Origin of the sequence: Streptomyces sp. JB150 (assembly GCF_011193355.1) — a bacterium.
Lineage (GTDB): Bacteria > Actinomycetota > Actinomycetes > Streptomycetales > Streptomycetaceae > Streptomyces.
The window spans coordinates 7,259,225-7,272,181 of the sequence record NZ_CP049780.1 but is presented as its reverse complement, the minus strand read 5'-3'; the positions used below and the strand labels follow the sequence as shown (position 1 = coordinate 7,272,181).

The 12,957-nt window shown below is 74.2% G+C and carries 11 protein-coding genes; 4 read left to right on the top strand and 7 right to left on the bottom strand.

The annotated features are described in order from the left end of the window. Positions 1–35 precede the first annotated feature (35 nt). A complete protein-coding gene (locus tag G7Z13_RS33025; protein ID WP_166004395.1) occupies positions 36–1,019 on the bottom strand; it encodes a helix-turn-helix domain-containing protein in 984 nt (327 codons plus the stop codon). 137 nt (positions 1,020–1,156) lie between these two features. Between G7Z13_RS33025 and G7Z13_RS33020 the strand changes: the two genes are divergently transcribed. Further along, positions 1,157–2,188 (top strand): saccharopine dehydrogenase NADP-binding domain-containing protein, encoded by a 1,032-nt coding sequence (locus G7Z13_RS33020; RefSeq protein ID WP_166005540.1) that lies wholly within the window; start codon positions 1,157–1,159, stop codon positions 2,186–2,188. A 126-nt stretch (positions 2,189–2,314) separates the two neighbouring features. Here G7Z13_RS33020 and G7Z13_RS33015 read toward each other — a convergent pair whose 3' ends face one another. Next, the gene (locus G7Z13_RS33015; protein ID WP_166004393.1) at positions 2,315–2,911 is read right to left on the bottom strand and encodes a TetR/AcrR family transcriptional regulator; all 597 of its coding nucleotides are present in this window, start codon (positions 2,909–2,911) and stop codon (positions 2,315–2,317) included. Positions 2,912–3,070: 159 nt separating this feature from the next. Between G7Z13_RS33015 and G7Z13_RS33010 the strand changes: the two genes are divergently transcribed. Both G7Z13_RS33010 and G7Z13_RS33005 read left to right on the top strand, forming a co-directional pair. Further along, positions 3,071–3,874 (top strand): alpha/beta hydrolase, encoded by an 804-nt coding sequence (locus G7Z13_RS33010; protein ID WP_166004392.1) that lies wholly within the window; start codon positions 3,071–3,073, stop codon positions 3,872–3,874. Positions 3,875–3,996: 122 nt separating this feature from the next. Continuing rightward, the gene (locus G7Z13_RS33005) at positions 3,997–4,644 is read left to right on the top strand and encodes a dihydrofolate reductase family protein (protein WP_166004390.1); all 648 of its coding nucleotides are present in this window, start codon (positions 3,997–3,999) and stop codon (positions 4,642–4,644) included. A gap of 75 nt (positions 4,645–4,719) precedes the next feature. Here the strand turns inward: G7Z13_RS33005 and G7Z13_RS33000 are convergent, their stop codons facing one another. After that, entirely contained in the window at positions 4,720–6,195 is a 1,476-nt protein-coding gene (locus tag G7Z13_RS33000) for a glutamate-cysteine ligase family protein (protein ID WP_166004389.1), read from the bottom strand. A 154-nt stretch (positions 6,196–6,349) separates the two neighbouring features. On the opposite strand from G7Z13_RS33000, the gene G7Z13_RS32995 reads away from it, so the two are divergent. Continuing rightward, on the top strand, positions 6,350–7,423 hold the full coding sequence (locus G7Z13_RS32995; protein ID WP_240926435.1) for a hypothetical protein: 1,074 nt from the start codon (positions 6,350–6,352) through the stop codon (positions 7,421–7,423). Here G7Z13_RS32995 and G7Z13_RS32990 read toward each other — a convergent pair. The 4 genes from G7Z13_RS32990 to G7Z13_RS32975 form a co-directional block, all read right to left on the bottom strand. After that, entirely contained in the window at positions 7,410–8,147 is a 738-nt protein-coding gene (locus tag G7Z13_RS32990; RefSeq protein WP_166004387.1) for a VOC family protein, read from the bottom strand. The genes G7Z13_RS32995 and G7Z13_RS32990 overlap by 14 nt on opposite strands. 183 nt (positions 8,148–8,330) lie before the next feature. After that, positions 8,331–10,091: an ABC transporter ATP-binding protein gene (locus G7Z13_RS32985; protein ID WP_166004385.1), complete on the bottom strand. Its 1,761-nt coding sequence runs from the start codon at positions 10,089–10,091 to the stop codon at positions 8,331–8,333. Further along, a complete protein-coding gene (locus G7Z13_RS32980; protein WP_166004383.1) occupies positions 10,088–11,827 on the bottom strand; it encodes an ABC transporter ATP-binding protein in 1,740 nt (579 codons plus the stop codon). The genes G7Z13_RS32985 and G7Z13_RS32980 overlap by 4 nt, the downstream gene beginning before the upstream one ends. After that, the gene (locus tag G7Z13_RS32975) at positions 11,824–12,954 is read right to left on the bottom strand and encodes a SagB/ThcOx family dehydrogenase (protein WP_166004382.1); all 1,131 of its coding nucleotides are present in this window, start codon (positions 12,952–12,954) and stop codon (positions 11,824–11,826) included. The genes G7Z13_RS32980 and G7Z13_RS32975 overlap by 4 nt, the downstream gene beginning before the upstream one ends. Positions 12,955–12,957: the final 3 nt, after the last annotated feature.

Here is a 12,957-nt window from a genome sequence, read left to right as displayed (position 1 = left end):
GGGTCCCGGCGGGTGCGGCGGTCAGTGGGTCCGCGTCACCCGGTGGGGGCCGTACCGTCCGGCCCGGCGGATTCCTGGCGAGTGCGGGCGCGGAAGGTGCGGCGGTAGGTGTCCGGGGGCACGCCGACCGTGCGGCCGAAGTGCCGGCGCAGGGTCGTGGCGGTGCCCATCCCGGTGGCGGCCGCGATGGTCTCGACGCTGTCGTCGGTGGTCTCCAGCAACTCCTGGGCGTACCGGATGCGTTGGGTCAGCAGCCACTGCAGCGGGGTGGTGCCGGTGACCGTGCGGAAGTGGCGGCCGAGGTGGCGTGTGCTCATCCCCGCCTGACGGGCCAGGTCCTCGACGGTCAGCGGCTGGTCGAGCCGTTCGATCGCCCAGGGGAGCAGGGCGGCGAGCGGGTGGCGGCCGGGGGCGGGCACGGGGGCGGTGACGAACTGGGCCTGGCCGCCGTCGCGGTGCGGTGGGACGACCAGGCGGCGCGCGACGGCGTTGGCGGTGGCCGAGCCGCGGTCGAGGCGGACGAGGTGCAGGCACAGGTCCATGGCGGCCGCCTTGCCGGCGGAGGTGAGGACGCTGCCGTTGTCGACGTAGAGCACGTCCGGGTCGACGCGCACCCGGGGGTAGCGCTCGGCGAGGGCGCGGGTGTGGGCCCAGTGGGTGGTCGCGGTCCTTCCGTCCAGCAGGCCGGCGGCCGCCAGCACGAACGCGCCGGTGCACAGGGAGGCCACCCGCGCGCCCGCGTCGTGGGCGGCGCGCACCGCGTCGACCAGGTCGGCGGGCGGTTCCCGGTCGACGTCGGCCCAGCCGGGGACGATCACCGTGCCGGCGAGCGGGAGACGGTCGAGTCCGTGGTCCGGCACCAGCTGGAACCGCTCGACGCGCACCGGGTCCGGGCCGCAGACGGCGACGTCGTACCAGGGTCCGGTGATGCCCTCGGGAGCCGAGGCGAACACCTCGTGCGCCAGCGACAGTTCGAAGTGCAGCATCCCGTCGGTGACCGCGAGGGCGACAGTGTCCATGTCCGGAATTGTATGGGTCACGTCGTTCCGGACACTCGCGGAGATCACCGGCGGCGGAAAGGATGTCCGGGAGTGATCGCACGGGGACGACGGAACGGGGAGACATCATGGAGCCGGAACACATGGCGCAGGGGCACATGGGGCCGGGGCAGACGGTGGCGGTGTTCGGGGCGTACGGCCACACGGGGCGGTTCGTCGTTGCCGAGCTGCGGGAGCGAGGGTTCGTCCCGGTGCTCTCCGGCCGTGACGCCGGCAAGCTGCGGGCGCTGGCCGCGTCGCACCCGGGGCTGGAGGTCCGTCCCGCGTCGGTCGACGACCCGGAGTCGCTCGACCGCGCGCTGGCCGGCTCGGCGGCCGTGATCAACTGTGCCGGGCCCTTCGCCACGACGGCCGCCCCGGTGATCGAGGCGGCCCTGCGCGCGAGCATCCCGTACGTGGACGTCGCGGCCGAGATCGAGGCAAACGCCGACACGTTCACCCACTTCGCGGACCGCGCCCGCGCCGCGGGAGCGGTGATCGTCCCGGCGATGGCGTTCTACGGCGGTCTCGGCGACCTGCTGACCACCGCGGCCATGGGCGACTGGACGGCGGCCGACGAGGCGCACATCGCCTACGGGCTGAGCGGCTGGCATCCCACCGCCGGGACGCGGGCCGCGGGCGCGGTCTCCCGGCAGCGGCGCGGCGACCGGCGCGTCCGCTACCGGAACGGGCGGCTGGAGTACCACCGGGACGACCTGCCGACGGTGCCGTGGTCCTTCCCGGACCCGATGGGCCGCCGGGACGTCGTCGGGGAGTTCACCATGGCGGACGTCGTCACCGTGCCGAGCCATCTGTCCATCCCCGACGTGCGCACCCATATGACGGTGGAGGCGGCCAGGGACGTCTCCGCCCCGGACACCCCGGCGCCGGCGGAGGCCGACGAGCGCGGGCGGTCCGCGCAGACGTTCGTGGTCGACGTCGTCGTGCGCTCCGGCGGCCGGGAACGGCGCGCCGTGGCCCGGGGGCGGGACATCTACGCCGTCACCGCGCCGCTCGCCGTCGAGGCAGTCGACCGGGTCCTCACGGGCCGCACCAAGACGACCGGAGTCGCGTCCGCCGGCGAGATCTTCGACGCACCCGACTTCCTCGGCGCGCTGTCGGCGCACCTGTCGGTGGAGCTGCGCGTCTGACGGTCCGACCGGGAAAGCACCCCGGGCCGGCCGGGCGCACTCGTTGGCCTTCGACGCCATGGGTCTGGCCGCCGACGCGGCGGTGGCCGCCGCCGAGCACGGAGGCGGACGGCTGCTTCCGTCCGCTCAGGTCGCGCCACTCCCGCCCGGGGTGAGCGCGCGGATGACGTGGTCGATCAAGGTGCCGAGATACTCGGGCTCCGGCGGGCCCAGATGGAAGACCAGGCGGTGGTACAGCGGGCCGTAGAACAGATCGAGGGCGACGTCCAGGTCGGCGTCCGGGTGGAGCTGGCCCTGTTCTTGAGCACGCCGCATACGCTGCTCGAATTCCTCGATACGCGGCCGGATCAGACGCTCACGCACGCGTTCGGCGAGTTCCGGGTCACCGAGAGCGTCGGCGATCAGGCCTGCGAGCGGGGCGTGCGACGGTGGGGAGAGGTAGTCGATGACGGCGGCCAGCTGGGTGCGCATGTCGGTGGCGAGGTCACCGGTGTCGGGGTGGGAGGCCGTGGTGTCGGCCGCCTCGTGGAGAGCTTCGAGGACGACGGCGCCTTTGGACGGCCACCACCGGTAGATCGTCTTCTTGCTGACGCCTGCGCGGGCCGCGATGCCTTCGATCGTCACCCGGCCGTACCCCTCTTCGCCGCACAGTTCGAGCGCCGCCGCGAGGATCGCGTCATGGCTCTTCCGGCTGCGCCGCTGTGGGTTCGGGGGCTTGGTCACAGCGCGCAAGACTAACACGACGACACGACACGTGGCGTGTTGACACGGACACGCTCCTGCGGGCAGTGTGTGCGGGCAAGACGACACGGCACGTATCGTGTCCCATCAGGCACGGGTGCAGGTCCCGGTGTGCGCTGCGAGAAAGGTGAGCGGTATCCCATGGAAAAGGTGTTTTCGGCCGACGGCACGGTCATCGCCTACGCACAGCAGGGCGCGGGCCCGGCCGTGGTGCTCGTCGGCGGTGCGTTCATGACCCGTGGCGCCTTCGCCGGGCTGGCAGGCCTGCTCGCCGATCGCTTCACGGTGATCACCTACGACCGTCGTGGGCGGGGTGACAGCGGGGACGCTCCGGCCTACGACGTCCAGCGCGAGGTCGAGGACCTCGACGCGCTGATCAAGCACGCGGGCGGCGAGGCCATGGTCTTCGGTATGTCCTCCGGCGCCGTACTGGCACTGGAGGCCACCGCCCGGGGCAGCGCCGTGACCCGACTCGCCCTGTACGAACCGCCCTTCATCACCGATGCCGGGCGTCCGCCGCTGCCGGCCGACTACGTCGCTCACCTCGACGAACTCATAGCGCGGGGCGCGTACGGCGATGCCGTGGCCTACTTCATGACGGCCGCGGTGGGCATGCCGCCCGAGGCGGTCAGCGGTATGCGGCAGGCCCCGTTCTGGGCCGCCATGGAGGCCACGGCCCGCACCCTGCCCTACGACGGCCGGGTCATGGGCGACACCATGTCCGGCCGTCCCCTGCCCGTCGACCGCTGGCGGTCCGTGACGATCCCCGTCCTCGTCGGCAGCGGGGACGCCGGCGCACCGCACATGCTCACCGGCGCCCGGGAACTCGCCGCGTCGGCAGGCAACTTCTCCCTGCGCGTCTTCCCGGGACAGCAGCACGACATCGACCCCCAGCTCCTCGCTCCCGTCCTGACCGACTTCTTCACCGCCGAGACGCAGGCATGAGCGGGGCTCCCCCATCCGGGGACATGTTCCCTCGACGGCTTCATCGCCGACCCTGACCATGAGCACCCCATGGGGCCGCATCACACGGATCCAGCCCCATCGACGACGCAGGAGGCAAGCGGGTGGCCCAGCTACTGAGAGTCCAGAACTTCAACGTCTCGCGTGACGGCATCGGCGCCGGCGAGGACCAGACCTTCGAGAATCCCTTCGGTCACGACGTCGATCCCGCGAGACTGTTCGCGTGGGCCGGTGCCACGGCCAGCTGGCCCATGCGCACCGACCCCGGGGGCAGCAGAGGACTCGACGACTACCTGACCCGGGACTACGCGCGCAACATCGGAGCCGAGATCATGGGCCGCAACAAGTTCGGGCCCCAGCGTGGGCCCTGGGAAGATCACGAGTGGCGCGGCTGGTGGGGTGACGAACCGCCCTTCCACACCCCCGTGTTCGTCATGACCCACCACGAGCGTCCCTCGTTCACGCTCTCCGACACCACGTTCCACTTCGTCGCCGGCGATCCGGCGTCGGTTCTCGAGCAGGCGCGGGAGGCGGCTCAGGGCAAGGACGTCCGGCTCGGCGGTGGCGTCACCACCATCCGGCAGTTCCTCGACGCCGGCCTCGTCGACACCATGCATGTGGCGGTCTCACCGGTGGAACTCGGCTCCGGTCTTCGGCTCTGGGACTCCCCCGATGAACTGCTCGACCGGTTCCACCTCGACGTGGTGCCCAGCCCGAGCGGCGTGACGCACCACCTCTTCTGGCGGAAGTGACCGAAGCGACCCGTGACCGGCCGGTCACGGCATCCGCGGCCGGCAGACAGGCAGGGGCGGCCGCACGGCGGATCGTCAGTCGACCGGCCAGGTGTGGGCGGGGGCGTTGAGGTGCATGTAGTCGATGTACTGCCCGGTCATCCGCCGCAGTGCCTCGTGCCGGCCGGTGTGGTCGATGTCCTGGATGTGGTGGAACATCTCCGACTGCCACAGCGCTCCGTTGCGGCCGTTGACGCACCGCTGCTCGATGATGCCGAGCAGCGGTTCCCGCCAGGCGGTGTCCATCCCGAACTGTTCGAGCCCGCGGTGCGCGAGGGGCAGCAGGCGGCGCAGCACCAGCTCCGTCACCGGGACCTCCCCCATGCCGGGCCAGTACAGCTGGGCGTCGATCCCGTGCCGGGCCGCGGCGTGGAGATTGGCCTCCGCGACCGAGAAGGACATGCGTGACCACACCGGACGGTCCTCGTCGACGAGGGTGCGGGTCAGGCCGTAGTAGAAGGCGCCGTTGGACAGGATGTCGGCCACGGTGGGGCCGGCGGGCAGCACCCGGTTCTCGACGCGCAGGTGCGGTACTCCGTCGACGACGGCGTAGACGGGGCGGTTCCAGCGGTAGACCGTGCCGTTGTGCAGGGTCAGTTCACCGAGTTGGGGGATGCCGCCGCGGTCGAGTGTCTCCTGCGGGTCCTCGTCGTCGCACAGCGGCAGCAGCGCGGGGAAGTACCGTACGTTCTCCTCGAACAGGTCGAAGACGGTGGTGATCCACCGCTCGCCGAACCAGACGCGGGGCCGCACTCCCTGCACCTTGATCTCGTCCGGGCGGGTGTCGGTGGCCTGCTCGAACAGGGGGACACGGGTCTCGCGCCACAGTTCCCTGCCGAACAGGAACGGGGAGTTGGCCGCCAGGGCGACCTGGACTCCCGCGATGGCCTGCGCGGCGTTCCAGTACGCGGCGAACTCGTCCGGGGAGACCTGGAGGTGGAACTGGGTGCTGGTGCACGCGGCTTCCGGCGTGATCGTGTCGGCGTACGTGCGCAGGCGTTCGACACCGTCCACCGAGATCAGCAGGTCCTCGCCGCGGGCGGAGAAGATCTGCTCGTTGAGCAGGTGGTAGCGCGGGTTCTCGGAGAGGGCAGCGAGGCCCACGTCCTTCTGTTCCAGCGTCGGCAGGATGCCGATCATGACGAGGTGCGCGCCGACCGCCGCCTTGTCCTCGGCGTGGTTGAGCGCGTCCCGGATCTCCTTCTCCCAGGAGTCGGGGCCGCCGGCGATCAGTCGCCGGGGCGCGATGTTGATCTCCAGGTTGAACCGGCCCAGCTCACTCGACCAGGCCGGGTCGGCGATCTGCTCCAGGACGTCCGTGCTGCGCAGGGCGGGCTCGGCGGCGTCGTCCACGAGGTTCAGCTCGATCTCCAGGCCGACCTGGGGGCGCTCGAAGTCGAACCGCGACTCGCGCAGCATCCGCGCGAACACGTCGAGGCACGTGTGCATCTTGGTCCGGAACCGGCGACGGTCCTCACGGGTGAACGTCAGCTCCGGGACGTCGCGTCCCATACGGGCCTCCCGGGTCTCCCGGGTCTCCTTGGCACGGATCCCCTCTTCGATCCCCACCTTCAGCGTCCCACTCCCCGAGCGCCCCAACCACCGCTCCCCGCGTACGGTGGCTCGTCCACTCCACCCGCGCCCATGGTCATGACATTCCGGCCTCGTGTCCCGCAGCCTGCCCCAGGCGATCGAGGGTCCGCGGGTCGTGCCGGAGGACCGGGGGTGGATGCCGTCGGAGTTCGTCGTGGTGGTCGTCTACGCTCTCGGGATGCGGCGCGGCGATGTCAGGCGGGACGACGGCACGTGGGTGGGGCTGTCGCTGGACGTGCGGGGTCGGCCGCGGCCGGGGCTGGGTGTGTTCAGTGCCGGGCCGCGCCTGCTGATCTCCCGGCTGTCCCGGCCGGTGCTTCTCGCGCTCGTCGACGAGCAGCTCGACGGGGTGGACTTCTGGCGCACCGACGAGTACCGCTCCTGTGTCCCGCCCTTGCGCGCCGACGTGGGGCGCGCTCTGGCGGGCCGTCCGCAGCGGTGGGCTCACCGGTTCGCGCAGTACCTCGTCGACTCGCCGGACAGCCCGTTGCACGACGGCCGGTGGCTGCTCTGGTGCGAGAGTCCGCTGCGGCGCTGGCGCCACCCCCGTGTTCCGCACACCGAGTACTGGGGCTCGATGCTCGTCGACGGCCATCCGGACGGATACATCGACTGGTATCTCCACTCCGGTTCGTGGGAGATCCTTCCGCTGCGGCCGATGCCCGGTGCCGGCGACAGCCGCGTCAAGGCGTACCGCAAGCAAGCGCGTGAGGGAACGCTCCCGCCCGTCCTGTTGTGGTGGGTCAGCGGCCTGGACTGCCATCTGGTCCTCGACGGTCACGCGCGGCTCGCCGCGGCGATCGCCGAATCCGTCGAGCCTCCGCTGCTGCAGCTGCACCGCACGGTGCCGCGTGACGACCTGGTTGCCCGCGTCGACGAGGCCGTGCGGTTCTACGAGGGCGAGCTGGCGCGCTTCGCCGAACTCCGCGCCGTCCACGGCCCCGCCGTCCCGGACGGCGCCGCCACCGCCGGCCCACGGCTCGTCCGCCTCCTGCACGGCCTGGACACCGCCCCACAGCCGACCTGGGCGTGGCCCCTGCCCGGCGGTGCGGACCGGTGGCGTCGCATCGCGCGCGAGGTGACGGCCGGCGCGGACTGGCCCTCACAAGGGCCGGATACGGGGGCGGAAGCGGTCAGCGGGGGGTGAGGAGGCAGAACTCGTTGCCTTCCGGGTCGGCGAGAACGGTCCAGTGGATCGCGGACTGATCGATGCCGGGGTCGGTCGCGCCCAGCGCGCGCAGTCGGGCCGCCTCCGCGGCCATGTCGTCGCCGGGGTAGGGGCTGACGTCGAGGTGGACGCGGTTCCACACGCGCTTGGGGTCGGGGGTGCGGACGAACTCCAGGTAGGGGCCGACGCCGGCGGCGGAGCGCAGGGTGGCGTGGTCGTCGGTGACCTCGTGCAGCGTCCAGTCCATCGCCTCGCCCCAGAACCGGGCCATCAACCGCGGGTCGGTGCAGTCGACCACGACGGCGGCGATCGGCCCGGTGTCCTGGTAGACCGGCCGGGGGTCCAGGACGCAGAACTCGTTGCCCTCGGGGTCGGCCATGACCTTCCAGGGCACGTCGCCCTGGCCGATGTCGGCGAGGGTCGCTCCGAGGTCCTTCAAACGCTCGAGCAGTTCCGCTTGATGGCCGGTCGAGGTGGTGGCCAGATCAAGGTGCACGCGGTTCTTGACCGTCTTGGGTTCCGGACGCGTGATGATGTCGACGCAGACGGCCGTGGGGTCCGGGTAGGAGAAGCCCACGGGTTCGAGGTTGGTGACGCCGGGTCCCTCGCTGTCGACACCCCACCCGAGTGCCTGAGCCCAGAACCGGCCGAGCGCGGTGTCGTCCTGGGCTTTCATGTTGATCTGTACGAGTCGTGTTGCCATGCGCAGATCGTAGAAGCTGCGCCGGCCCGACCGCCGCGATCAGGACAGGCGCGGGGCCGGGTGCCGGCGGTGGCCGCGTTCGACGGGACGTCCGGGGCAGCGCTCGACGGGACGTCCGGGGCAGCGCTCGACGGGACGTCCGGGCAGGGGATGTTCTTGTGGCCGCCCCGGGCCCTCTCCGCGTCAGCGCGGGGTCACGGCCAGGACGCGGGTGAGGGCGCCGTCGGGGCGGGCGGTGAGTTCCCGCCAGGTGCCCGTCTCCACGATGCGTCCGTCCTCGAGTACGGCGATGCGGTCGGCCCGGCGGATGGTGGCGGGGCGGTGGGCGATGACGAGGGTGGTGCGGTCGGCGCGGGTGCGGGCCAGGGCGGCGGCGAGTTCGGCGTCACCGCTGTTGTCGAGGTGGGCGGTGGTCTCGTCGAGGACGAGGACCCGCGGATCGCGGAGCAGGGCGCGGGCCAGGGCGATGCGGGCGCGCTGGCCGCCGGAGAGGGTGGCGCCGCGCTCGCCGACGGGGGTGTCGAGGGGGGCGATGCGGTCGACGCCGCACAGCGCCGCCACCTCGGCGAGCCGGTCGTCGTCGGCGTCGGGCGCGGCCAGGCGCAGGTTCTCGGCGAGGGTGCCGTGGAAGAGGGGGGTGCCCTGGCCGACGACGGCGACGGCGCGGCGCAGGTCGGCGTCGCCGAGGTCGCGCAGGTCGACGGGGTCGCCGGACTCCGGGACGAGCTGGACGGCGCCGCCGGCCGGGTCCCAGAAGCGGGCCAGCAGGTGGGCGCAGGTGGACTTGCCGGCGCCGGAGGCGCCGACGAGAGCGAGGGTCTGCCCGGCCGGGACGGTGAGGTCGAGGTCGCGCAGCACCGGACGGTCGTCGTAGGCGAAGCTGACGCCGTGCAGCCGGACGCCGAGCGGGCCGGAGGGCAGGGGGCGGGCCGTGGCGGGCTCGGGGGCGAGCGCGGGGGCCTTTGTCGCGGCGTCCACGCGGGCCGCGGCGGCGCGCAGGCCCATGGCCTGGCTCAGTGACCTGGCCGACTCGGCGACCGGGCCCAGCACGGAGAGGGCCAGCGCCATCGCGGCCGGCGCCCACGCGCCGTCCAGCCGCCCCGCGGTCACGGCCCGGGCGGCGGCGGCCACGACGCCGAGGACGGCGAGGACGATGAGCAGGTCGCGTACGGCGGCGGCCACGGAGTCCCAGGTCACCTCGGCGCGTTGGGCGTTCCCCAGGCGCTCGCCGCGCTCGGCGAGGCGGGCGCGGCGCTCGGTGAGGCGGCCGAAGGACAGCAGTTCGCGCAGGCCGTCGACGGTTTCCACGGTGTCGGCCGACAGGTCGGCGGCGGCCTGGCGGGTGCGGGCGCCGCGGTCGGTGCGGCCGCGGGCCTCGGCGAAGGGTGCCGCGGCGAGCAGCGCGGCGACCGGGACCAGGGCGGCCAGCAGCCACGGTTCCACGGCGGCGAGGACCATCGCGCCGCCGGTGAACACCGCCCCCGAGGCGAGGAGTTGGGCCGTGGTGTGGGCGTAGAAGAACTCCAGTGCCTCCACGTCGGCCATGGCGGTGGCGGCGAGGTCGCCGCTGCGGCGGCCCGCCACCCGGGCGGGGGCGCTGCGGGCGAGCCCGTCGAAGACCCGTACCCGCAGCTCGGCGAGGACGCGGTAGGCCAGGTCGTGCGAGAGGTCCATCTCCCGCCAGGTCATCAGGGCGCGCAGCACGACGAGGGCGGCCAGGACGGCGACGGTACCGGCCGTGGGGGCGCGGCCGGTGCTGACGGCGCTGCCGACCGTGTAGGCCGCGAAGGTCACCAGGGTGACCAGGGAGCCCTGTTCGACGAGGGCGGCGGCACAGGTGCGGGTGATCATGGCGCGGTGCCCGGCGAGTGCGGGCAGCAGCGCGCGCAGGGCGCCCCGGGCGGGCGGTGCGGGGTGCGCCAGCGCGGTGTCGGCGGTGCTCATGCGGCGAGGCCCTTCTCGTGCGTACGGCCCGCCGCGGCGAGCTCGGCGTACAGTCCCCCGGCGGCGACGAGGGTGTGGTGGTCGCCGACGGCGTCCACGCGGCCGTCGGCGAGGACGACGATGCGGTCGGCGTGCCGGACGGCGGCCAGCCGGTGCGCGACGACGAGGACGGTCCGGCCGCGCGCCGCGGCGGTCAGATCGCGGACGATGTCCGCCTCGCGGCGTTCGTCGACGGCGCTGGTGGCCTCGTCGAGGACGAGGACGGGCGCGTCGGCGAGCAGTGCGCGGGCCAGCGCGAGGCGTTGCCGCTGGCCGCCGGAGAGGGTGGCGCCGCGTTCGCCGAGGACGGTGGCGTAGCCGTCGGGCAGGGCGGTGATCTCGTCGTGGACGCCGGCGGCGCGGGCGGCGCGGACCAGGTCGTCGTCGGTGGCGTCGGGCGCGGCCAGCCGCAGGTTGTCGGCGATGGTGGCGGGGAAGAGGTACGTCTCCTGGGAGACGACGGCGATGCCGCGGCGCAGCGAGTCGAGGGTGTACGCGGTCGTGTCGCGGCCGTCGGCGGTGATCCGGCCGCGCTGCGGGTCGTGGTGGCGCAGCAGCAGGGCGAGCAGGGTGGACTTGCCCGCGCCGGAGGGGCCGACGATCGCGGTGGTGCGGCCGGCTTCGGCGGTGAAGGTGACCGAGCGGAGGGTGGGGCGGGCGGCGCCGGGATAGGTGAACTCCACGCCGTCGAAGGTCAGCCGGGGGGCGGTGGGCCAGGCGGCCGGTTCCCGGCCGGTGTCCTCGACGGCGGGTGCGGCGGTGCGCAGGGCGGCGAGTCCGTCGGCGGCGGACACGCCGAGGTATCCGGCGTGCCATTCGCGGGCGAGGTCGCGGACGGGCCGGAAGCACTCGCCGGCCAGCAACAGCACCAGGTAGGTGCCGGCCGGGGTGGTGGCGCCGGTCGCCGAGGTCCAGCAGGCGAGCAGCGCGGCGGCCGCGGTGCCGCCCTGGATGGCGAGGTCGGTGATGCCCGTGTCGACGAGCGAGACGCGCAGTTTGGCGACGGTGGCCCGGTGCAGTGCGGCCGACCGCTCCTCCAGCCGGCGCCGGGTGCGGCCGACGGCACCGGCGGCGCGCAGCGCGGGCATGCCCTGGAGGGCTTCGAGGTAGTCGGCGCCCAGTCCCTCGTAGGTGTCCCAGTGCTCCTTGCCGCGCCGGGCGAGCAGCCGGTCCCAGGCGCGGGGGCCGGCGAGGGCGAGGAGGAGGGCGGGGACGAGTCCGAGGAGGGCGCGCGGCTCGATGAAAGCCACGGCGACGAGCAGCAGGGGCGGCGCGGCGAGGGTGACGATCAGCTGGGGCAGGTAGCGGGAGACGTAGGCGTCGACGCCTTCGACGCCGTCGACCAGGGTGGTGCGGACGGCTCCGGCGCGGGCGGTGGTGAGGTGCGCGGGGCCCAGCCGGCCGAGGTGGGCGAGGAGTTCGTCGCGCAGCCGGACCCGGACGCGCGCGCCGGCGCGGGCGGCGGTGCGTCGCTGGGCGCAGCCGAGGACGGCGCGCACGGCGACGACGGCGAGGACCGCCGTGAGGAGCGCGGGCAGGGAGCCGGTCGTGCCGCGCGCGATGGCGGCGAGGGCCTGGGCGAGCAGGACGGCCTGGGCGAGCCAGCTCAGGGTGACGGCTCCCTGGAGGAGGGTGGCCGCGAGCAGCGTGCGCCGCGCGTGCCGTGCGGCGTGGCGCAGCTCCGGATGGACGATCACGAGGTCCTCTTCTCGGGTCGGCCGGACCCGAGGGCCAGGCCGTGGACGATCCAGTTCTGGTGGGGTGCGCCGCCCAGCGCGGCGCCCAGGTCGGCCCGCTGCCAGGAGCCGACGGGGCGGGCGGCCAGTGCGCGCCGCCCGGCGGCGAACTGGGCGCGGCCGACCGCGTGTCCGGCGTGCAGGTGGTCGCCGCGGATGCGTACGGCGTCGGCGTCGGACGGGCAGCCGTAGGCGAGCAGGACGGCGCCCGCGTCGGCGAGCCAGCGCTGTCCGGCCGCCCAGACGGCGAGGGTCGGCCGGGCCTCCCCGGCGGCGAGCCGCCGCAGGGTGCCGTCGGGCGCGGTCTCGACGAGTTCCGGTTCGGGCGCGCCGACGGCCGCGCACCACCGCAGCCGCCCGGCCCCGGCGGCCTGTGCGGCGGCCAGCACGTGCCGCAGGTCGTCACGCGCGGGGGTGCCGGTGAGGGGTGGCGGGGCGCTGCGGCGGGTCAGCAGGTCGGTGGGGGTGGGGACGTCCGCTGGGGAGGGGGGCTCGTCCGCCTCCTGGCCGGGGTGCTCGGGAGCGTACGACTCCGGCTCCGCGCCGGGCGGCGGGAGGTGTACGGCGGCCAGTGGCGACTCGGTGGTGCCGTCGAGGCGGAGGTCCGGCCGGGGTGTCCCGAGGGCCTGGGCGGCGAGCCGCAGCGCGGCGGTGGCGTGCCCGGTGTCGAGCAGCAGCAGGGGCCAGGCGCGGTGGCCGTAGTGGCTTTCCGTGCGCCGGGGGGTGACGGTCAGTTCGACGGTCGTCCCGGGCGGGGTGCCGTGCGGGGCCGGGCCCAGGTGGTGGACGCGGTGGCGCAGCGGGTCGTAGCCGTAGCGTCCGGGCGGCAGGGAGCAGCCGTCGCCGACGACGAGCAGGGCGTCGACGGGGTGCAGCGCGCCCGCGGACGGGGTGGGCCGCAGCCGCCCGGTGGGGTCGGCGGCGGCCAGCGACAGGCGCAGCAGCCGGTCCAGGTCGAGCCGGCCGGGCGTGGCCGGGGGCAGCGCGTGAGCGGGGCCCGGCCAGTCGGGGACGGCGGGCCCGGCGGGGGTGTCGGGGCCGGGCCGCTCGGCGCTGCGGGCCCGGGCGAGGGCGGTGACCAGATCCACGGC